The organism is Nonomuraea soli (genome assembly GCF_013761175.1).
Classification (GTDB): domain Bacteria; phylum Actinomycetota; class Actinomycetes; order Streptosporangiales; family Streptosporangiaceae; genus Nonomuraea; species Nonomuraea soli.
In genome coordinates, this window is record NZ_JACDUR010000004.1 from 1,035,762 (window position 1) to 1,056,122 (window position 20,361).

Here is a 20,361-nt window from a genome sequence, read left to right on the forward strand (position 1 = left end):
GAACACCCAACCGACCAGGGAATCCAAGCCGTGAAGCAATACCTCGACGTCCTCGCCACGCCCGGCGCCTGGCGCTTTCTCGCGCCCGCGCTGCTGGCGCGCCTCCCCTATGCCATGCTCCAGCTGGGCGTGCTCCTGCTGGTCGAGTGGTCGACCGGTTCCTATGGCGCGGCCGGGATCGCGGCTGCGGCGGCTGCTGTGGCGCAGGCGCTGGTGGGGCCGCAGACCGGGAAGCTGGCTGACCGTTTCGGTCAGGCCAGGGTGCTGCTGCCCCAGTTGTTCGTCCATGCGGTCGCGCTCGGCTCCCTGCTGTTCCTGGCCGCGTCAAGTGCCGCCGTGCCGTACCTGGTGCTGGTGGCGGCGCTGGCGGGGGCGTCGGTGCCGCAGGTGGCGGCGATGGTGAGGGCACGCTGGTCGCACACGCTGAGCGGTTCGAGCAGGCTCGGCACGGCGTTCGCCGTGGAGTCGATCACCGATGAGCTGACCTTCACGATCGCCCCGATGTTGCTGGTGGCGCTGTCGACGGGTTTCAGCCCGGTGGTGGCGTTGCTGGGGGCGCTGGGGTTGATCGTGGTGGGCACGGTGGTGTTCGCGCTGGTGAGGCAGGGCGCGCCGGAGCCGATGCCGGTCAAGGTGCGTGCCAGCAGGGGCGTGCTGCGGGCGCGCGGGGTGGCGCTGCTGGCGGCGGCGTTCCTGGCGACGGGCGCGGTGTTCGGCGCCATGCAGGTGGGCATCACGGCGATCGCGGGTGCTCAGGCGGGCACGGTCTACGGCACGTTCTCGGCCGCCAGCATGGCGGGCGGCCTGCTGTACGGCGTGATCAGGTGGCGGGTGCCGCTCAATGTACGGCTCGGCGGGGGCCTGGCGATCCTGGCCGCCGCGACGACCGCGCTGTCGTTCGCCGACTCGACCGCCACGCTGTACGGCGCGGCGGCGCTGGCGGGTGTGATCATCGCCCCTGTGGTGATCACGGGCTATACGATCATCGACAGCCTGGTGCCCGCCGAGGTGCGGACGGAGGCCTTCACGTGGCTCAACGGCGCGATCGGTCTGGGCATCGCCACGGGCGCGGCGGTGGCCGGTCAGCTGGTGGACCGTTTCGGGCCTGATCTGGCCTTCGTGGTGCCGCCGTTGATGACCGGCCTGGCCGCTGTGCTGGTGTTCACCCGGATGCGGAGCCTGACCGCCGCGAACACGGGGGACGCGGCGAACAGCGGGACCGCCGCGAACACCGGGGACGCCGCGAACAACGACACCGCCGCGATCACCGAGGACGCCGGGGTCAGGACACCCGAGCAGACAGGATCTCCTCGGGGATGACCTTGGGCACGCCGCGCAGTCCCACGAAGGCGAGCACGGCGACGACGGCCAGGGTGGCCGCGGTCACCAGCCCGGTGACGTGCACGCCTTCGACGAAGGCGAGCCGCGCGGCCTCGATGACGGGCCGGGCCTCGTCGGCGGGCAGGGTGCCCGCGTAGGCGAGCGCGCCCGCGATGGATTCGCGTGCCTGCGCCGGCCCGGTCATGGCCGAGGTGTACACCGAGTTGAGCACGGTGCCCAGCACCGCGATGCCGAGCGCGCCGCCGAGCTCGAAGGCGGTCTCGGAGATCGCCGCCGCGGCTCCGGCCCGCTCGCGGGGCGCGGTGGCCAGCACGTTGTCGTTGTTGACGGTGAAGGTCAGCCCGATGCCGACGCCGCCGAGCATCATGACGGGCAGCAGCACCAGGTAGGTGAGCGAGGTGCCGAGGCTGGAGTAGTACAGGAACGACAGGCCGGTCAGGAACAGGCCGAGGGCGACGACGCCGTTCCTGCCGAGGTAGGAGATGAGCTTGGCGGCGAGCATGCCGCCGATGGCTCCGGCCAGGCCGCCGGGCAGCCCGGCCAGGCCCGCCTGCAGCGGCGACCAGCCCAGGACCAGCTGGAAGTACCAGGCGAAGATCAGCGACATCGACATCATGGTGAACATGGCCAGCACGTTGGTGCCGATGGAGGCGCTGAAGGCGCGGTGGCGGAAGAGCCGCACGTCGATGAGCGGCTCGGCGAGCCGGGTCTGGCGCCAGACGAACAGGGTGAGCAGCGCCAGGCCGCCCGCGAAGATCCAGCCGTAGGAGCCCTCCTTGACGGCGTAGATGACGCCCACGATGCCCGCGCACGACATGAGCACGCTGGCCAGGTCGATGCGTCCGGCGTTCTCGTTGCGCGACTCGGGCAGCACGAGCCAGCCGCCGATCAGCACGGCGGCCATGATGGGCACGTTGATGAGGAAGACGGAGCCCCACCAGAAGTGGTCGAGCAGCAGCCCGCCGACGACCGGGCCGACGGCGAAGCCGGCCGCGCTCATGCCGCTCCAGATGCCGATCGCGGTGGTGCGCTCGGTGGCGTCGGTGAAGACGTTGCGGATGATCGACAGCGTGGAGGGCATGATCGTGGCGCCGGCGACGCCCAGCAGCACGCGGGCGGCGATGAGCAGCTCGGGGCTGGGCGCGTACGCGGTCAGCACGGAGGCGGCGCCGAAGGCTGCGGAGCCGATCAGCAGGAGTTTCTTGCGCCCGATGCGGTCTCCGACGTTGCCCATGGTGATGAGCAGCCCGGCGACGGCGAATCCGTAGGCGTCGCCGATCCACAGCAGCTGCGTGGAGGTGGCGCCCAGGTCCCCGACCAGCTGGGGGAGTGCCAGGTGCAGGACTGTCAGGTCCAGCGAAAGCAGGAGCGTGGCGGTGCACGCGATGGCCAGGCAGGCCCACTTGTTCTTCATGCCGTCACTGTGCGAGGTCGCGCTGACCGCCCGCCTACCGCGCGCTGACGATCTCCAGTGCCTCGGCGGGCGAGGCGGTCAGCAGCCGCTCGGCCAGCGCGGAGTCGCCTTCGCGCCCGGCCACCTCGGCCAGTCCGCGCACGGCCTGATGGGCGGTGGGCACGATGGACTCGGCGCACCGGAGCAGCAGGCCGAGGAAGCGGTCGTGGGCGTCGCCCAGGTCGCCGCGCTCCATCGCCAGCCTGCCGAGCGCCAGCTCCGCCCTGGCCTGGATGAAGACGGAGGAGTACCAGTCGGCGGGATTGTGGGTCATCGACTGCGAGATCAGGTCCTCGGCCCTGTCGGGGTCACCGGAGATCAGGGCCAGCTCGCCCATGCCGAGTATCGCCCGCGAGAGGCTCTCGACGGAGCCCGCGCGGCGCGACAGGTCGGCCGAGCGGTGGTAGCACGATTCTGCCTGTTCGTACTCACCCAGCGCGACCAGGCAGTCGGCGCGACGGCACAGGTATTCGGCCACGTCCGCGACGGAGCCGATCTGCTCCGACAATGCCAGGGCCTCGTCGGCCAGGGCCAGCGCCCCGGCGTGGTGGCCTTCCTCGAACTCCAGGTCGATCAGGCCGGACAGGGCGAGCGTGATGCCCCAGCGGTCGCCCACCGCCCTGAAGCCCTCCAGTCCGCGCTGGAATCCCTGCCGGGCCAGGGCGTGCTGGCCGAGGTTGAACCAGACGAACGCGGGCCCCATGTGGGTGAGGGCGCCCACCCACGGCGACAGTCCTTCGCGAGGGAAGGCCGCCATGTCCTCCACGTCCAGGTCGGCCGGAGGTCCGATGAAGACCGACATGAGCATGTTGAGGATGTCGATGCCGTAGGGGAAGTGGGCCATGGAGGCGGCGAAGGGCCGCAGCCCGTCGAGCCGCTCGCGCAGTTCGCCGGTGACGCCCGCCCATGAGGCGACCAGCACGCACAGGGCGTACTCCTCCCACGCCTTCTCGGCGGGCCGGGGCACCTGGCGCAGCAGGTCGGCCGCCAGCGTGGCGCTGGTCACCCGGTGGCCGCGCAGCCACCAGTAGCACGCCAGGTTGGCCACCAGGCGCAGGCCGAAGGTGGTCCGCCCTTCCTCGATCGCCCAGCGCAGCGCGGCGTTGAGGTCGTCGCGCTCCTCGTCGAGCAGCGCCAGCGCCTCCAGCTGGTCCGCCCCGCGCAACGTCGCCTCGGTCGATTCGGCCAGGCGCAGGTAGTGGTCGGCGTGCGCCTGCCGTACGGTGGCGACCTCACCGGCGGCGGCGAGCTCCTCGGCGCAGAAGGCCCTGATGGTCTCCAGCATGCGGTAGCGCCCGTCGAGCTCCTCCACCAGCGACTTGTCGACCAGGGAGAGCAGCACCTCCTCCGGCAGGCCGCAGACCTCGGTGGCCGCCGCCAGCCGGGCGCCGCCGACGAACACGGTCAGCCGTCTGGCCATCGCCTGCTCCTCGGCGTCGAGCAGTTCCCAGCTCCACGCGACGACCGCGCGCAGCGTCTGGTGCCGTGGCATGGCCGTACGGCTGCCGCGGGCCAGCAGCCGGAAGCGGTCGTCGATCCTGGTGGCCAGCTCGGCGGGCGGCAGGGTGCGCAGCCGGGCGGCGGCCAGCTCGATGGCCAGCGGCAGCCCGTCGAGGGCGCGGCAGATGCGCAGGACCACCTCGATGTTGCCCTCGTCGAGGGTGAAACCCTGGCGTGCGGCGGCGGCCCTGTCGGCGAACAGCCGGACCGCGGGGTAGTCGAGCGCCTGGTCGGCGGGGGTGCCGGAGGCGGGCACCCGCAGCGGGCTGACCGGGTAGATGGCCTCGCCGGTGATGCCCAGCGCCTCGCGGCTGGTGGCCAGCACGCGTAGCGAGGGGCAGGCCGACAGCAGCCGGTCGGCCAGCTCGGCGGCGGCGCCGACCAGGTGTTCGCAGTTGTCGAGGACGAGCAGCAGCTTGCGTTCGGCCAGCGCGGTGACCAGCCGGGCGGTGGGGTCGAGCACCGATCGTCCCGCGGTGCCCACGGCGGCCTCGCGGATGCCCAGCGCCTCCAGGACGGCGACGGGCACCTCGGCGTCGTCGAGGACGGTCGCCAGCTCCACCACGCAGACGTCGCCCGGCGCGCGCCCGGCGGCCTCGACGGCGAGCCTGGTCTTGCCCGCGCCGCCCGCCCCGATGAGGGTGACCAGGCGGGTCTCGCCCAGCATCGTCTCGACGGTGGCCAGCTCGTCGGCGCGGCCCACGAAGCTGGTGAGCTGGGCGCGCAGGCCCTGCCTGGTCGACTTCAACGCGTTGAGCGCCGGGTCGGCGCGCAGCACCGCCAGCTGGGCCGCCGCCAATTCGGGCCCGGGTTCGACGCCCAGCTCCTCGTCGAGGATGCGCCGCCCCTCCTCGTAGCTGGCCAGCGCGTCGGCCTGGCGGCCGCTGCCGTACAGGGCGCGGATGAGCTGGGCGCGCAGGCGCTCGCGCAGCGGGTGCTCGTGCACCAGCTCGCTCAGCTCGGCCACGAGTTCGCGGTGCCTGCCGAGGTCGAGCCGGGCCTCGATGCCGTCCTCGACGACGGCGAGGCGGCGTTCTGCCAGGCGGGTGACGATCGCGGGCGCGGCCTCGGGAACGCCTCGCCACAGGTCCAGCGCCTGGCTCAGGGCGGAGTCGGCGGCGGACGGGTCGCCTTCCGCCAGCGCCCGCCGCCCCTCGGCGGCCAGTTGCTCGAAGCGGTGCAGGTCGACCTGGAGCGGGTCGACCGCCAGCCGGTAGCCCGCCGCGGTGTGCTCGACGAACTGCCTGCCCAGGGCCCTGCGCAGCCGGGAGACCTGTGACTGCAGCGCGTTGGCCGCGTCGTCGGGCGGGTGCTCGCCGTACAGGCCGTCGATGAGCTGGTCGGCGGGGATCACCCGGCCCGCCTCCATGGCCAGCAGGACCAGCAGCGCGCGCACGCGCGGTCCGCCGACCTCGAGGCCGTCCGCCCGCACCGGCCCCAGAATCTCCACCAGCATGGTCACGATTATCGCGGCAACAGACCCATGATCCGGGCGATGCTCGGCATTTCGGGCGCAGCCTCCCGATCGTGGATGGCCAGCGCCGTCTCCAGCGCTCCGCGCAGCGCCGCCCGGTAGAGCAGCGATCCCGTGCTGATCCTGGCCACTCCTGCCGCGGCCAGTTCCTCCACCGGGGGCCCCGCGGCCTGGTAGAGCACGTTGAGCGGCCGGACGGCGGCCACCTCGGCGATCGTCGCCAGGTCGGTCAGGCCGGGCACGAAGATGCCGTCGGCGAAGGAGTAGGCCTGGACCCGCTCGAAGACGTCGCCGGTGCCGAGCCAGTGGGTGTCGGTGCGGGCGTTGACGAAGACGCCGTGGCCGACGGCCGCCTGGAGGATGTCGCGCTGGTGGGTGATCTCCCTGAGCGTGCCGTCGGGGCGCCCGTCCTCGATGTTCACCCCGTGGACGCCGAGCTCCTTGAGGATCAGTACCAGCTCGGCCACCTCGTCGGGGTCGTCGCTGAAGCCCGCCTCGACGTCGACGCTGACCATGACGTCGAGGGGCCGCAGGGCCGCGGCCAGCGCGATCGTCTCGTTCATGGTGGCGCCGGCGGCGTCGCGCTTGCCGTGCACGGCGGCGACCCCGAGGCTGGTCGTGGCGACCGCCGGGAAGCCGTGGTCGGCCAGCAGCGCTGCCGAGCCGTAGTCCCAGGCGTTGGGGAGCAGGAACGGATCTCCTGGGCGGTGCAGGTCGGCGAAGGTCATGACAGCGCTCCTTCCACGATCGCCAGGGCGTGCGCCGGGGCGGGGCACGGGCGCGTGCCGTACCCGAACGTCAGCACCGGCCCCTCGCGATTGGCGGCGGCCACGTCGATGTCGGCGCCCACCCGCCGCAGCACGCGCACGGGCGGGTCGAAGCGCAGGACCTCCTCGACCGGACGCGTGCGCGCTTTGGCGATCAGCGCGCCGGTGGCGGCGTGCGCCTGCAGCAGGATGGTGGCGCGCGGCACGTCGAGCAGTTCCAGCAGGAGGGCCGCCCCCTCGTCGGCCTCCTGGTCGCGCTCGCCCGACAGGTAGCCGCGCGCCGCGCCGTCCACCGCCGTGACGAGCTCTTCGAGGTCGGCGACTCCGAAGGCCGCGCCCAGCACCAGCGCGGGCACCCGCTCGGCGGGTTCGTGCCGCAGGCCGGCAGCGGCCCTGCGCAGGTCGGCCGGGTCGAGCGTGGCGAGAACCTCCTCGACGGCCTCGCGCCGCTCGGCGTGCTCCTGGCCGCTGCTGAAGCGGCAGACCAGGGAACGCAGCCGGGCCAGCGCCCCCGGACCGTCGTCGGCGGGCGGCGGCACCGCGCCGGGATCTGACAGCAGCGCGCGTGCCTCGTCGTTGTCCGTGATCAGCATGCCCTCACGGTAGGCGCGGAACGTTTAGCCGGGGGTCGAAGTGTTCAGGCGACGAGCTTGAGCGGCGGGCGCTCCTGCGTGCCGGGCTCCTCGGCGGCCTGGGCGGCCGGGGTCCTGGCGGCCAGGGCCATCGCCACGATGACGACGATCTCGAAGGCGACCAGGCCGCGCTCCAGGAAGCCGTAGTAGGCGCCGCCGTTGATCCACGCCGAGGTGAACGCGGCCGGGTGGGCGGCCAGGTAGACCACCAGGGCGGCGGCGGAGGTCGCGCTGAGCGCGCGCACCGCGTTCCAGCGGGCCAGCGACTCCCGTCCGCGGGCCAGCACCCAGCCGGCCACGGGCAGCGCGGTGAAGAACATCGCGGCGCCCCAGCGGTGGAGCTCCCCGCCGAGCGTGTTGGCGCCGTCGTGCGGGTCGGTCGGGAACACGGCGCTGAGCATCAGGCCCGCCCCCGCCACGATGAGCAGGACCCGGGCGGCAGCGCTCTTGTTCGGCTCCCGTACGGCCAGCCCGTAGGCCAGGAACAGGCAGGCGGAGGCGAGCGCGAGCATGCCGATCATGACGGGCAGCATCCCGCCCTGGACCAGCGCGTAGTCGCTGAGCAGCGTCTGCGTGGGCAGCGCCAGATGGACGTAGGTCAACCCCAGCAACGCCATGACGCAGCCGGCGACAACCCCAATGATCATCGGGACACCTCATCGTAGATCTGTTCGAAGCGGGCGAGCGAGGCCTGGTGGTCGTGGGACATGGCCATGTCGCGGGAGACGCGGCCCATGTGCTCGCGCAGCACGTCGTTGGTGAGGATCTCGGTCAGGTGCCTGGCCAGCTCGATCACGTTGCCCGGCTGGTAGAGGTGGCCGTTGCCGCCGATCAGGTGCGGCAGCGCCATCGCGTCGGCGGCCACCACCGGCAGCCCGCTGGCCATCGCCTCCAGTGTCGCGATGCTCTGCAGCTCCGCGACGCCCGGCATGGCGAAGGCGTCGGCCGCGGCGAACGCCTGCGGCATCCGCTCGTCGGGGACGAACCCCAGGAACCTCACCCGGTCGCCGACGCCGATGCGCTGGGCCAGCTTCTCCAGGACCTCGCGCTGGTTGCCCTGTCCCACGAAGGCCGCCTGGGCGTCGGTGGTGTTGAGGATGTGCGGCAGGGCCCGCACGATCTCGTCGAGGCGCTTCTCCTCGTCGAGGCGACCCACGAACAGCACGGTGGGCCGGTCCTCCAGGTCGAAGAGCTTGCGCGCCCAGGCCTTCGGCTCGGTGTGCGGGTGGAAGCGGGTCAGGTCGATGCCGCACGAGACGGCCTCGACCTCGCGGCCGAAGCCCTGGTCCGACAGGAGTTTGGCGGCCAGCATCGTCGGCGTGGTGATGTGGTCGGCCCGGTCGAAGATGCGCGAGAAGTCCCTCCAGGCCAGCTTGCCGGCCTGGGCGCGCAGCCGGGAGGGGATGTGCGCGAACTGGAAGAGGTTGTCGGGCATGAAGTGGTTGGTCGCCACGACGGGCACCCCGCGGCGGCGGGCCGCGGCGATCGCCGCCCTGCCGACCACGAAGTGGCCCTGGGTGTGCAGCACGTCGGGGGAGATCGCCTCGAACAGCCGGTCCAGGCGGCCGGGCACGGTCACCCGCATCGTCGGGTGCAGCAGGATCGGCGCCGAGCGCAGCCGGTGTACCACCACGCCGTCGACCAGGTCGGTCTTGCGCGGGCCGTCCTCGGAGGCGCACACCACGTGCACCTCGTTGCCCCGCTCGGCAAGGCCCGTGGCCAGGCGGTGGGTGAAGTAGGCGGCGCCGTTGACGTCGGGCGGGTAGGTGTCGGTCGAGATCAGCACGCGGCGCGGCCTGGTCGGGACGGGCTGCTGAAGTTCCTCGGCGAGCGTGTGCAGCGGGATGGCCATCAGTGGGTCCTTTCCAGGGGGGTGGTTCTGGCGAGAGCGAAGGTTCCGCCCGCGGCGAGCGCGGCGGCCAGGATCGGGAGGATCCCGGAAGGCAGGGGTTCGCCCAGCAGCAGAGCGCCGAAGGCGACCGCGGTGAGCGGGTCGGCGATCTGCAGCGAGGCGAAGGAGACACCGAAGTGGCCGACGGCGTAGGCACGCTGCAGCATCATCAGCGCCAGGAAGGCGGGGATCGGCAGGGCCAGGGCGTACCACCAGTTCCAGCCGCCGTCGACGAGGACGCGCACGAGCGTGGCGGTCGCGCCGTACAGCACGCCCGAGCTGGTGGCCAGCAGGGCCGCGCGCCCGGCCAGGCCGGTGACGCGGGAGCCCGCCCACAGCAGCACCGCGGCGATGCCGGAGACGCCCAGCAGGATCACGGCGTCACGCGGGCTGAAGGAGGTCGGTCCCGTGTGCGGGGGAACCAGCATGACCAGCCCGATCAGGCCGATGGCCACCACCGCCGCGGCGACCAGTTCCTGCCTGGCGGGCCTGCGTCCGTGCAGGGCGGCCGCGATCGGCAGGGCGAACAGCAGGCTGGCCACGCCCATCGGCTGGACGACGGTCAACGGCCCCAGGCCCAGGGCCACGATGTGGAGCGCGCCGCCGGCCAGGATCGCCAGGCCGCCCAGCAGCCAGCGGGGCCTGCGCAGCAGCGCTCGCATGCTCGGCTTGCCGCTGGCCGCCTCGAACTGCTGGAAGGCGGCGCCGAGTGCGAAGAACAACGAGCCGGCGAGGGCCACGGCCGCGGCCAGCACAGTCATCGCGCACTCCTTTCACTGGGATGGTTGCCGTCGTTGATGTCCGTCAGGCGAACATTCAGGAGTCTTGAGAAGAGTTCTGGGCTGCTTCTACGAGCACCCTGGGAGAGTTCTGTGAACGCTTGCGGAACCAGCGCACGGCCTCCACCACGACGGTGATCGTGACGGCGATGCCCAGGCCCAGCAGCAGCCCCTTGATCGGGTCGTTCTCGAAGGCCATGCCGCCGAAGAAGCCGATCAGGCCGGAGTAGACCGCCCACGAGGAGGCGGCGATCACGTCGAAGAAGGTGAAGGACCGCAGCGGGTAGCGCACCGCGCCCATGGTGATCGTCGTCGCGGTACGCCCTCCGGGGATGTACCGCGCGATCACCAGGACCAGGCCGCCACGCTCGTCCAGGGCCTTGCGGGCCCAGACGAACGCCTTCTTGTCCCGCAGCCTGCCGCCCGACTTGTGCCCGATCAGGTAGGAGATGTGGTCTCCCGCCAGTGCCCCCAGGCCGGCCACCAGGATGACCAGCGCCAGGTTGGTCTGGCCGGTCGCCGCGAACACCCCGGCGGTGATCACGGAGGTCTCCGCAGGGACGATCGGGAAGAACCCGTCCAGGACCGCCAGCGCGAAGATCGCCAGGTACAACCATGGCGAGGACATCACCTGATGGAGGAGGTCCAGGATTGTTTGCGACATGCCGATGTCTCCGATCACCGTGGGAGGGTCACCCCAGCCTGGTCCGCACCCTGTTGCGCGGACATCGGGGAAGTCCCCTAGTCGCCCCCGGAGGGGTACCTGACCGAAGCTAGGTACCGCGCCGGAGGTGGGACATCGGCCGATAGGCGAGTACCGGCCCTGACTTTCGTCATCCTCACGACCACGATCCTTCCGAGCCGGAGCGTCCCGGACAGGAGTGCAGGTATCCGACTGCGGGGTGGAGCCAGCTTCACCGTCCGATAGGCAGTAACCCCCACCTGACTTTCGTCAGGGGCGGATCGTCGCAGGTGGACGCTAGGGTCGGGCGGGTGAGAAGAACGCGACGCCAGCTGCTGTCCGACGTGCTGCTGTGGGCCGTGCTGTCGGTGCTGGTGGCCGCGGCGGGCCCCGACCCGGTGACGGACCTGCCCGCCTTCCTCGGGGTGACGGGCGCCCGCGTCGCCCTGGTGGGGGTGGCCGTCGCGGTGGGCCGCCCCTGGCCGCCGGCGGCCGTGCTGCTGCTGTCGGCGGCGTTGCCGCCCAGCATGACCGAGTCGCTGGCCACCAGCGATGTGACCTGGCTCAACCCGGCGCTCGTCGACATCAAGGTCTTCCCGGTCGCGGCGATCACCCCCGGCGTGATCTGGTACTCCTACCTGACCGGGCGCCGCATGACGCGGCAGTGGCCGGCGCTCGCGGTCTTCGCCGTGGTGACCGCAGGCGGGCTGCTGATCGGCCAGTGGATCACGGTCCTGTCGGGCCTGCTGCTCGCCTACGTCCTGCCGTACGGCCTGGGCCTGCTGCGGCGCGGCCTGTCGCAGCAGCGCGAGCGCGCCACGCAGTCCGCCGAGGCGCAGGCACGCCTGCGCGAGCGCACCCGCATCGCGCACGACATGCACGACTCGCTCGGCCACGACCTGGCGCTGATCGCCGTGCGCGCGGCGGCCCTGGAGATGATGGACGGGGCGCACGCCAAGGCCGCGGGGGAGCTGCGCGAGGCCGCCTCGGCGGCGACCGAGCGGCTACGGGAGATCATCGGCCTGCTGCGCGAGGACGGCGCCGCCCCGCTCGTGCCCGTCGGCGAGGACGTCGCCGCACTGGTGGCGCGGGCTCGCGACTCCGGCATGACGATCACGCTCACCGCCGACGGCGCCGAGCCGGCACTGGCCCACCGCGTGGTCCAGGAGGGCCTGACCAACGCCGCCAAGCACGCTCCCGGCGCCCGCGTGGCCGTGTCCGTCACCGCGTCGCTGATCACCGTGCGCAACGGCCCGCCCGCCGGCCGGCACGTCGCCCGCTCCGGCGGCCTGGGCCTGGCGGGCCTGCGGGAGAGGGTACGGCTCGCGGGAGGCACGCTGGAGGCGGGCCCTGACGGCGACGGCTACCTGCTCACCGTGAAACTCCCCCATGAGGGGGAGGCGCCTCCCCGCTAGGCGGGAGGCCGGGCGGTCCCGGCGCGAGCAGGCTGGATGCCATGACAACCTCGCCCGGAAGGATCGTCGCGGGAGTCGTGGCCATGGCCGCGACCCTGCCCTACCTCACACTCAAGCTGCTCTGGCTCACCGGCACCTACGTGGGAGTGAGCAGGCCCGAGCTGTTCGCGACCGCGAAGATGATCGGAGCCAACGCGGCCACCTTCGCCCTCGACGCCGTCGGACTGGTCCTGGCGCTGGCCTTCATCACGCGATGGGGTCTGCGGTTGCCCGCCTGGCTGGTGGCGCTGCCGCTGTGGGTGGGCACCGGCCTGCTCGGCACCATCGTCGTCGGCACCCCCCTGACCGTGCTCGTGGAGGGACTGGCCCCCTTCTCCGGTGACGAGGTCATCGCGAGCTGGGTGTTCATGGTCGTCTACGGCGGCTTCATCGTGCAGGGCATCGCGCTGGCCGCCGCCTTCGCCTTCTACGCCGCCGACCGCTGGCCCGCCGCCTGGTCGGGGAGGTACGGCACGGCGCCGCCACTGCAGCGGGTGGTCGCCTGGGGTGCCCTGATCATGTGCGTCGTGGTCGGCGGGGCCAAGTTCGCCCTGGCCGAGCGCATCCCCGAGCTCGTGGCCGGAGTGCTCGCGCTGGCGGCGGGGGCCGGCTACCTGGCCCTGGTGCTGGGCAGGAGGCGCCTGCCGTACCTGATGATGGCCTGGGTCGGATCGGGATCGATGTTCGGCTGGGCCCTCTACACGCTCATCATCATGATCGTCCAGGGGGTGCCGACGACCGCCCACATGGTCGAGCTGTTCGCCCTCATGACCGGACTGGTGCTCGGGGTGGCCGGAGCCTTCCTGCTGACCTCAGGCGGGGGCGTGGTGCAGGCGGCGCAGGACCCGCTTGAACGCGACGATCGAGAAGGTGATCGCCGACCCGCTTATCAGGGCCACCACTGAGGTGCGGATCAGCATGTAGCCGCCGAGCGTCTCGTGCAGCACCAGGTAGATGCTCACCGCGGAGTTGGTCAGCATGACGAAGGCCCACAGCAGGGTGATGCGCACGAAGAACCGGCGCACCCGCTCGTGCTTGAGCACCGCCTGCGGCAGGTGGATGTAGTCGAGGGTGAGCTTCTGCACCATCGGCTTGTTGAGCCTGATGGAGGCCAGGAAGATCAGGCTCAGGCAGATGGTGCCGAGCTCGGGCTGGATGAAGAACGACTGCCAGCTGCCGAAGAAGAAGGAGACCAGCGCGCGGATGGTGACCGCCGTCGCCGCGAGGAACATCGTGGCCGGGACCTTCGTCCTGCGCACCAGCCGCACGCCCACGCAGAGGTAGACCCAGGTGATGGAGGCGACCAGGGCCAGTTCGAAGCCCAGCAGCGCCATCACGGAGTAGAACACCGCGAGGGGGGCGACCACGCCTTCGAGCAGGCGGGGCGCCGCCTGCCGCAACAAGGTGGTCAGGCGAGGGAGAGTGACCGGGGGATGGTTCAAGACTGCTCCGCGGTTCGACCGGATACCGACGACTACCCAAACATGAGGGGGTATTCACCACCGGGACGCCGGGGGTGCGCGCCGGTGGCCTACCGTACCCGACCCCGCCGGGTGCCACTGTCGCTTTCTACACGTTCGGCCTTGCAGCTCACTAACCGAGCGAGGCGGTCGCCAGCTTGGCGCCGAAGCCGAGGAAGAGCACGCCGATCCCGGAGGTGAGGGTCGCCGACAGGCGCCTGCGGGAGCGGAACTGCGAGGCCAGGAAGGTGCCGCCGAAGATCAGCGTCGACAGGTAGAGCACGCTGAACAGCTGCAGGATCACCCCGAGGATGAGGAAGGGCACCGCGGGCGTGGCGTAGGAGGTGTCGACGAACTGCACGAAGACCGAGACGATGAAGAGGATCGCCTTCGGGTTCAGCAGGCTGATCACCAGCGCCTTGCGGAACGGGCTGGGATCGGCGGCGACCTGCACCCGCTCTTCGGTCTTGTCGCGGCGCCAGGCGCCGCGGATCATCTGGAAGCCGATCCACCCCAGGTAGGCCGCGCCCGCGTACTTCACGATCGTGAACAGCAGCGGGCTCGACTGCAGCAACGACGCCGCGCCGAGCGCCGCGGCGAGCATGAGGACGGTGTCGCCGACGAACACCCCGGCCGCCGCGCGATAGCCCTCGCGCACTCCGCGCTGGGCGGCCGTGGTCAGGACGTAGATCGAGTTGGGTCCGGGCAGGAGCACGATCAGCAGCGCGGCCAGCACGTAGGCCCAGATGTTGGTGACACCGAAGAACATGGATGAATGTTAGGGCTTGTACCAGTGCGCCCCGGTTTGCCGGTATCCCAGAATGCCGTAGACGGCGTCCACCATCGCCTGGCCGCGCGGGTTGATGCCGAGTCCGATGCCCTGCTTGTTCATCGTGTACCCGAACGACAGCCGCTCGGCCGGGTCGCAGAAGCCCACGGAACCGCCCATGCCGGCATGACCGAAGGCCGTCTCCGACATCAGAGCCCCGTCGGAGTCGGCGCCCGGCAGGTAGGTGTTGTCCATCGACTTCATGTACCCCAGGCTCCAGCGGGTCGGGACCATCAGCATCGCATCGCCGCCCGCCGAGGCGGTCTGCCCCATGAGGGCCAGCTGCGCCGGTGTGACCAGGTCACCGCCGCCCTGCGCGAGCGGCTGGTACAGGCCCGCCAGCCCGCGGGCGTTGGTGATCGCCCCGACCGCGCCGAACTCCGCGGCATACGCCGCCCTGCTGTCGGACTCGGCCAGGTAGCCGGCGTTGTTGCCCAGCAGCAGCGCCTGCATCGAGGCCGGGTCGCTCATCGCCGCCGTGTAGAACGAGGACAGCTCGGCGCCTATGTCCGCGGGGATCGTCACCGCCACCCGATGATCGTGCTCCTCCGGCAGGCCCAGCCAGAACTCCAGGCCCAGCGGCTCGGCCACCTCCTCGCGGAAGAAGGTGCCCAGCGAGCGGCCGCTGATCCTCCTGACGACCTCGCCGACCAGGAAGCCGAAGGTCAGCGCGTGGTAGCCGTGGCGGGTGCCGGGCACCCAGAACGGTTCCTCCTCGGCGAGCGTGTCGACCATGAGCTTCCAGTCGTAGAAGCTGCCCTGGGCGAGCGGCGTGCGCAGTGCGGGCAGGCCCGCCTGGTGGGAGAGCAGGTGACGCACCCGCGTGCCCTCCTTGCCGCGCGTGCCGTACTCCGGCCAGTAGCGCGTGACCGGCGCGTTGAGGTCGAGCTCGCCCCGCGAGGCCAGGATGTGGGCGCACAACGCCGTGGCGCCCTTGGTGCACGACCACACGTGGCCGACGGTGTCGCGGTCCCACGCGCGCTCGCCCGCGGAGCCGCCCCACAGGTCCACGACGGTCTGACCGTCCACGATGACGCAGACGGAGGCGCCGACCTCGCCGCGCTCGGCGAGGTTGCGCTCGAACTCCTCAGCGACCTGGGCGAAGCGCGGGTCGCAGGTGCCTTGTACGGTCATTTCACGAATGGACCACGAAACTGGCCGACCGTCCAGTATGTCTAGCCCTTCACTGCTCCGCCCAGGTTGAACGAACCCGCCAGATACCGGTTGACCGCCACGTAGAGGATCACCGCCGGCGTCGTGTAGATGATCGAGAACGCCGCCAGCTCGCCATAGGCCACCTGCCCGTACTGCGTGAAGAACGTGAAGATCGTCATGGCCGCCGGTTGTTTCTCCGGCGCGTCGAGCAGGATGAGCGGCGCGAAGAAGTTGCCCCACTGCCCGACGAACACGAAGATCCCCACGACCGCGATGCCCGGCGCCATGAGCGGCGCGACGACCCTGGTGAGCGACTGCACCCACCCCGCGCCGTCGACCCACGCCGCCTCCTCCAGGCTGATCGGCACCCCGTCCATGAAGTTCTTCATCAGCCAGATCGCGAACGGCAGCGAACTGGCCGACAGGAACACGATCATCGCGGGCACCGAGCCGTAGAGGTTGAGCCTGAAGAACATCGAGTAGACCGGCACCAGGATCGCCACCACCGGCAGGCCCGTCGAGAACAGCAGCGTGAGCATGAAGTGCCGCTTGTAGCGCAGCCGGTAGCGCGACAGCGGGTAGGCCGCCAGCGCGGAGACGATCACGGTCAGGGCCGCCGTGCCACCCGAGATGATCACCGAGTTGATGAGCGGCAGGACCGTGGTCTCCCAGGTCAGCACCGCCTCGAAGTTGGTCAGGCTGAACTCCCAGGTGGGCTCGGCGGCCAGGTTCGCGCCGGGCTGCACGGAGGCGAGCAGCACCCAGGCGAACGGGCCGAGGAAGGCTGCCACGATGACGCCCAGCGCGATGGGCGGCGCCCAGCGTCCCATCATTCCTCCACCCTGATCAGCCGGAGGTAGACCAGTGAGAACAGCGCCCCGATGACCAGGAGCACCAGGGCGATCGCCGAGCCGTACCCGATCTCGAAGTACTTGAAGGCCTGCTCGTACATGTAGAGCGGGGTGGTCTGCGAGGCATTGCCCGGACCGCCTCCCGTCAGCGTGTAGATCAGGCCGAACGAGGCCAGCGTCTGTAGCGTGATCAGCATCAGGTTGGCCAGGATGGAGCGCCTGATCAGCGGCAGCGTGACGTGGACGAGCCGCTGCCGGGCCCCGGCGCCGTCGACCGCGGCCGCCTCCGTCAGGTCACGCGGCACCTCCGACAACGCCGCCGAGTAGACCAGCATCGAGAAGGCCGTGCCGCGCCAGACGTTGGCCAGCACGACCGCGAGCATCGGCGCGGTGTAGAGCCACTCCTGCTCCAGCCCGAGGACGGTGTTGAGGGTGCCGTCCTCGGACAGGAACGAGAACCAGCACAGCGCCGCCACCACCTCGGGCATCACCCAGGCGCCGATGACGACGCCGTTGACCACGCCGCGCGTCGTCCGTGAGCGGCCCCGCTGCAGCAGCGCGATGATCAGGCCCAGGGTGTTCTGGCCGATCACCGCCGAGCCGATCACGAAGACGAAGGTCAGCAGGAAGCTGTTGAGGAAGTTCTCGTCGCCGAACATGCGCACGAAGTTCGCCGTGCCGATGAACTGAGAGTCGACCGAGGCCGACCCGGTGAGCGTCTCGTTGGTGAAGGCGATGTAGACGCTCCACAGGATCGGCCCGACCATGAACAGGCCCAGCAGCACCAGCGCGGGCCCCAGGGGGAGCAGCCAGCGTCTCATCCCGTGGCGGCGACCTTGTCGGGCCCGCCCACCGCCGACGGCAGCCGTTCGGCGTAGGTCCTGGCCGCCTCCTCCGGGCTCTGCGCGCCCGTGGTGACCGCCTCCATGGCCTCCTGGATCTGGTTGGAGACCTTCGGGTACTCCTCGAAGGCCGGACGGTAGTGCGTGACCGAGGCCAGGTCGGTCCAGAACTTGATGGTCGGGTTGTCCTTGGTGTAGCTCGGGTCCTCCGCCACGTCCTTGCGCGGCGTCAGGTCACCGGTGCCGACCGAGTAGAGCAGGGTGTTGTCCTTGTTGGTGGCGGTGGTGATGAAGTCGAAGGCCTCCTGCTTGAACGTCGTGTAGGAGCTCATCGCCATCACCCAGCCGCCCGACATGCTCACCGCGCCCGGCGCCTCGCCGTTCTGGGTGGGCATCCTGGTCCAGCCGATCTTGTCCTGCCACTCGGGCCAGGGCTTGGGCGCGGTGGGCCGCCAGGCGGCCGACATCCAGGCGCCGTCGAGGGCGATGCCGAGCTCGCCCTTCGGGAACCACTCCAGCGTCACCTTGTCGCCGAGCTTGGCGTTGTGCGCGTCGGCGAGCTTGGGGCCGAGCTCCTCGCGGTAGACGGTGTTGACGAACGTCAGGGAGTCGGTGAAGCCTTTGGAGCCGGTCAGCCACTTCTTCCGCGTCTCGTCGTAGAGGGTGCCCCCGGGCGTGCCGTACAGGAGCATCTCGAAGCCCTGCATGGTCGACGCCTCGCCGTGGATCTTGGTGGAGTACATCGTGAAGGGGATCGCGCCGGGCACCTTCTGCTTGATCGCGCGGGCCGCCGTCAGGACGTCGTTCCAGGTCTTCGGCTCCCACGGCACCTGGATGCCGGCCTTGGCCAGGACGTCCTTGTGGTACCACAGGCCGCGGGTGTCGGTGCTGATCGGGACGCCGTAGATCTTGTCGTCGCCGCCCTTGGCGGCCTGCTTGACGCTGTCGGCGTACTGCGCCTGCCAGTCGGGCCACTTCGCGAGGTAGTCGTCGAGCGGGGAGAGCTTGCCCGCGGCGACGTCGGCGTTGACCTGGAAGGTGTCGTGGTAGTACAGGTCGGGCGCGGAGTCGGCGGAGCGGTTGAGCAGCGCGAGCTTGGTGTAGTACACCTCGTTGTTGCCCTGCACGGGGGTGAGCTTGATGGTCACCCCCGGGTGGGCGGCTTCGTACTGCTTCTTGGCGTTCTGCAGCATCTTCTCCAGATGTGGCCACGTGGGCTCGACCTTGTAGAGGACTTCGAGCTCCTTGACGCCCGTGGTGGACGGTTGCTCGGTGCTCGAGCAGGCTGTTAACAGGAGCAGGGAAGCAATGAGAACACGTTTCATGACGGCCTCCTTGACTAGAACGTAAATCTATTTGATTTACAAAGTCAACGATTTCTGTGACATTGACCACATGCATAAGGGCACGAACCTGCCCAAGGTCGGCAGCTTCAACCGAGCGGTGGTGCTGGAGTCCATCCAGGTCGGCGACGGCATCAGCCGGGTCCAGATCGCCGAGCGCACCGGCCTGACCGCGCAGACCGTCTCGGTGATCGTGCGGCGGCTCCTGGAGGAGGGCCTGGTCGTCGAGGACGGCCACCAGAGCTCCAGTGGCGGCAAGCCCCGCACGATCCTGCGCGTCGACCCCGCCGCGGGCTACGCGATCGGCATCCACTTCGACCCCGTCGAGATCACCTACGTCCTGGCCGACCTGGCCGGCCGTCCCGTGGTCAAGCTGCACCGCAAGGTACGGCAGGCGGTGCCCGACGCGGTGGTCAGGACCATGGCCCGTACGGCGCGGCGGCTGCTGCGCGACGCGGGTATCCCCGACTCCAAGGTGCTGGGACTCGGTCTGGCCGCCCCCGGCCCCCTCGACGCCAAGGGCGTCATCGTCAACCCGCCGAGGCTGCCAGGCTGGGACCGCGTGCCCATCCGCGAGCAGGTGGAGAGCCTCATCGGCTTCCCCGTCACCGTCGACAACGACGCCACCGCCGCCGCCATCGGCGAACGCTGGGCCGGGCTGGCCCGCAGCACGCCCGGTTTCGTCTACCTCTACCTCGGCACCGGCATCGGCGGCGGCATGTTCCTCGACAACCAGATCTACCGTGGCCGCTCGCTGAACGCCGCCGAGCTGGGCCACATCACCGTCGTGCCCGACGGGCCCGAGTGCTACTGCGGCAACCGGGGCTGCGTCGAGGCGTTGTGCTGCCCCAGCGCCATCGTCGCAGCCGCCCGCGAGCGGCTCGCCCTCGGCGCGGCGTCGTCGTTGTCGCCGCACCGGCTCACCCACGCGCGCGTGTGCGCGGCCGCCGCGGCGGGCGACCCGCTGGCGCGTTCGGTCATCGACGAGGCCGCCGCCCGCCTGGCCGACGCGGCCGTCTCGATCGTCAACATGCTCGACATCGACCTGCTCGTGCTCGGGGGTCCCGCGCTGCGCGAGGTGGGGGAGGTCTACCGGGCCGCCATCTCCGAGGCGGTCGCCGGGCGGGTGCTGGCCAGGCGGCTGCATGCCGTACGCGTGGAGGTCTCGCCCATCGCGGCCGACGCCGCCGCCATCGGCGCCGCCTCGCTCGTCTTCCACGCCACCTACGCGCCGCGGATCGACGCACTGGTCAGAGAGGCCTGAAGGGCTTTACCAACAATCCCCACTGGTTTACTATGAATTTAGAACGACTCGCCGCGGGCGCCGGGGCTGGCGGCACCACGGCGGGGCGTCGGCTGGGTCCGTACGGCTCGCGCGGCTGGGGTGGCCGCGCGAGCCGTACGCGTGCTCAGGCCTGCTCGGCCAGGGGGAGCACGCGGTACGGCACGACGGCGGACAGCGTGATCACCGTGCTGCTCCGCCGTACCCCGTCGATGGCCAGCATGCGATCGATGACCTGCTGGATGTGCTCGTGGTCGCGCCCCGCGATACGGCACCACACGTCACCGGGCCCGGTCACGATGTGCGCTTCGAGCAGTTCCGGGATGGTCTTCAGGGTCCGGGAGATGTCCGCGCGCGAACCCTGCTCGACCTCCAGGGTCGTGAACGCCTGGACGGGGTGGCCGAGGGCCTTGGGTGAGAGGTTCGGGCCGAAATCGACGATCACCTGGTCGGCGGTCATGCGGTCGAGGCGGGCCTGGACCGTGCCCCGCGCGACGCGCAGGAGCCTGGCGAGTTCGAGCAGCCCGCTCCTGGGCCGCTCGTGCACGAGTTTGAGGATCTTCAGGTCGAGATCGTCAAGCCCTTTGAGACGTGCTGGCATATCAGCCAGTTATATCCCGATATAG

19 protein-coding genes are annotated in these 20,361 nt (G+C 70.8%); 4 read left to right on the forward strand and 15 right to left on the reverse strand.

Annotated elements, in window-relative coordinates; all coding sequences use genetic code 11:
- Positions 1-30: 30 nt before the first annotated feature.
- On the forward strand, positions 31-1,320 hold the full coding sequence (locus HNR30_RS50255) for an MFS transporter (protein WP_181612052.1): 1,290 nt from the start codon (positions 31-33) through the stop codon (positions 1,318-1,320).
- On the opposite strand, the gene HNR30_RS23345 is transcribed toward HNR30_RS50255, so the two are convergent.
- The 8 genes from HNR30_RS23345 to HNR30_RS23380 are packed head-to-tail and all read right to left on the reverse strand — an operon-like array spanning position 1,283 to position 10,465.
- Positions 1,283-2,755 (reverse strand): MFS transporter, encoded by a 1,473-nt coding sequence (locus tag HNR30_RS23345; RefSeq protein ID WP_181612053.1) that lies wholly within the window; start codon positions 2,753-2,755, stop codon positions 1,283-1,285. The genes HNR30_RS50255 and HNR30_RS23345 overlap by 38 nt on opposite strands.
- Before the next feature lie 34 nt (positions 2,756-2,789).
- Positions 2,790-5,750, reverse strand: coding sequence for an AfsR/SARP family transcriptional regulator (locus tag HNR30_RS23350; protein ID WP_181612054.1), 2,961 nt, complete (start codon positions 5,748-5,750; stop codon positions 2,790-2,792).
- An 8-nt stretch (positions 5,751-5,758) separates the two neighbouring features.
- On the reverse strand, positions 5,759-6,496 hold the full coding sequence (locus tag HNR30_RS23355) for an isocitrate lyase/PEP mutase family protein (RefSeq protein ID WP_181612055.1): 738 nt from the start codon (positions 6,494-6,496) through the stop codon (positions 5,759-5,761).
- Positions 6,493-7,128, reverse strand: a complete 636-nt coding sequence (locus HNR30_RS23360) for a cytochrome P450 family protein (protein ID WP_181612056.1) — start codon at positions 7,126-7,128, stop codon at positions 6,493-6,495. The genes HNR30_RS23355 and HNR30_RS23360 overlap by 4 nt, the downstream gene beginning before the upstream one ends.
- Positions 7,129-7,172: 44 nt before the next feature.
- Entirely contained in the window at positions 7,173-7,814 is a 642-nt protein-coding gene (locus tag HNR30_RS23365; protein WP_181612057.1) for a DUF998 domain-containing protein, read from the reverse strand.
- On the reverse strand, positions 7,811-9,019 hold the full coding sequence (locus HNR30_RS23370; protein WP_181612058.1) for a glycosyltransferase: 1,209 nt from the start codon (positions 9,017-9,019) through the stop codon (positions 7,811-7,813). The genes HNR30_RS23365 and HNR30_RS23370 overlap by 4 nt, the downstream gene beginning before the upstream one ends.
- On the reverse strand, positions 9,019-9,819 hold the full coding sequence (locus HNR30_RS23375; RefSeq protein WP_181612059.1) for a DMT family transporter: 801 nt from the start codon (positions 9,817-9,819) through the stop codon (positions 9,019-9,021). The genes HNR30_RS23370 and HNR30_RS23375 overlap by 1 nt, the downstream gene beginning before the upstream one ends.
- 55 nt (positions 9,820-9,874) lie before the next feature.
- Complete coding sequence (locus tag HNR30_RS23380) at positions 9,875-10,465, reverse strand: DedA family protein (protein ID WP_246378912.1); 591 nt, start codon at positions 10,463-10,465, stop codon at positions 9,875-9,877.
- Positions 10,466-10,830: 365 nt separating this feature from the next.
- Between HNR30_RS23380 and HNR30_RS48050 the strand changes: the two genes are divergently transcribed.
- Together HNR30_RS48050 and HNR30_RS23390 are read left to right on the forward strand one after the other, a co-directional pair.
- Positions 10,831-11,934, forward strand: coding sequence for a sensor histidine kinase (locus HNR30_RS48050; protein ID WP_181612060.1), 1,104 nt, complete (start codon positions 10,831-10,833; stop codon positions 11,932-11,934).
- A 41-nt stretch (positions 11,935-11,975) separates the two neighbouring features.
- Positions 11,976-12,878 carry a hypothetical protein gene (locus HNR30_RS23390; protein WP_181612061.1) on the forward strand — a complete coding sequence of 301 codons (903 nt, stop codon included), beginning with the start codon at positions 11,976-11,978 and terminating at the stop codon, positions 12,876-12,878.
- Here the strand turns inward: HNR30_RS23390 and HNR30_RS23395 are convergent.
- The 6 genes from HNR30_RS23395 to HNR30_RS23420 all read right to left on the reverse strand — a co-directional run bounded on the left by HNR30_RS23395 (position 12,786) and on the right by HNR30_RS23420 (position 18,435).
- On the reverse strand, positions 12,786-13,415 hold the full coding sequence (locus tag HNR30_RS23395; RefSeq protein WP_181612062.1) for a VC0807 family protein: 630 nt from the start codon (positions 13,413-13,415) through the stop codon (positions 12,786-12,788). The genes HNR30_RS23390 and HNR30_RS23395 overlap by 93 nt on opposite strands.
- Positions 13,416-13,566: 151 nt before the next feature.
- The gene (gene leuE / locus HNR30_RS23400; protein WP_181612063.1) at positions 13,567-14,202 is read right to left on the reverse strand and encodes a leucine efflux protein LeuE; all 636 of its coding nucleotides are present in this window, start codon (positions 14,200-14,202) and stop codon (positions 13,567-13,569) included.
- A gap of 9 nt (positions 14,203-14,211) precedes the next feature.
- Complete coding sequence (locus HNR30_RS23405) at positions 14,212-15,396, reverse strand: serine hydrolase domain-containing protein (protein ID WP_181612064.1); 1,185 nt, start codon at positions 15,394-15,396, stop codon at positions 14,212-14,214.
- Positions 15,397-15,437: 41 nt separating this feature from the next.
- A complete protein-coding gene (locus tag HNR30_RS23410) occupies positions 15,438-16,250 on the reverse strand; it encodes a carbohydrate ABC transporter permease (protein ID WP_181612065.1) in 813 nt (270 codons plus the stop codon).
- A complete protein-coding gene (locus HNR30_RS23415) occupies positions 16,247-17,089 on the reverse strand; it encodes a carbohydrate ABC transporter permease (RefSeq protein WP_181612066.1) in 843 nt (280 codons plus the stop codon). The genes HNR30_RS23410 and HNR30_RS23415 overlap by 4 nt, the downstream gene beginning before the upstream one ends.
- On the reverse strand, positions 17,086-18,435 hold the full coding sequence (locus tag HNR30_RS23420) for an extracellular solute-binding protein (RefSeq protein ID WP_181612067.1): 1,350 nt from the start codon (positions 18,433-18,435) through the stop codon (positions 17,086-17,088). Before HNR30_RS23420 ends, HNR30_RS23415 begins: the two co-directional genes overlap by 4 nt.
- Positions 18,436-18,505: 70 nt before the next feature.
- Here HNR30_RS23420 and HNR30_RS23425 point away from each other — a divergent pair, with 70 nt between their 5' ends.
- Positions 18,506-19,717 carry an ROK family transcriptional regulator gene (locus HNR30_RS23425; RefSeq protein WP_181612068.1) on the forward strand — a complete coding sequence of 404 codons (1,212 nt, stop codon included), beginning with the start codon at positions 18,506-18,508 and terminating at the stop codon, positions 19,715-19,717.
- Positions 19,718-19,862: 145 nt separating this feature from the next.
- Here the strand turns inward: HNR30_RS23425 and HNR30_RS23430 are convergent, their stop codons facing one another.
- On the reverse strand, positions 19,863-20,336 hold the full coding sequence (locus HNR30_RS23430) for an Lrp/AsnC family transcriptional regulator (protein ID WP_181612069.1): 474 nt from the start codon (positions 20,334-20,336) through the stop codon (positions 19,863-19,865).
- Positions 20,337-20,361: the final 25 nt, after the last annotated feature.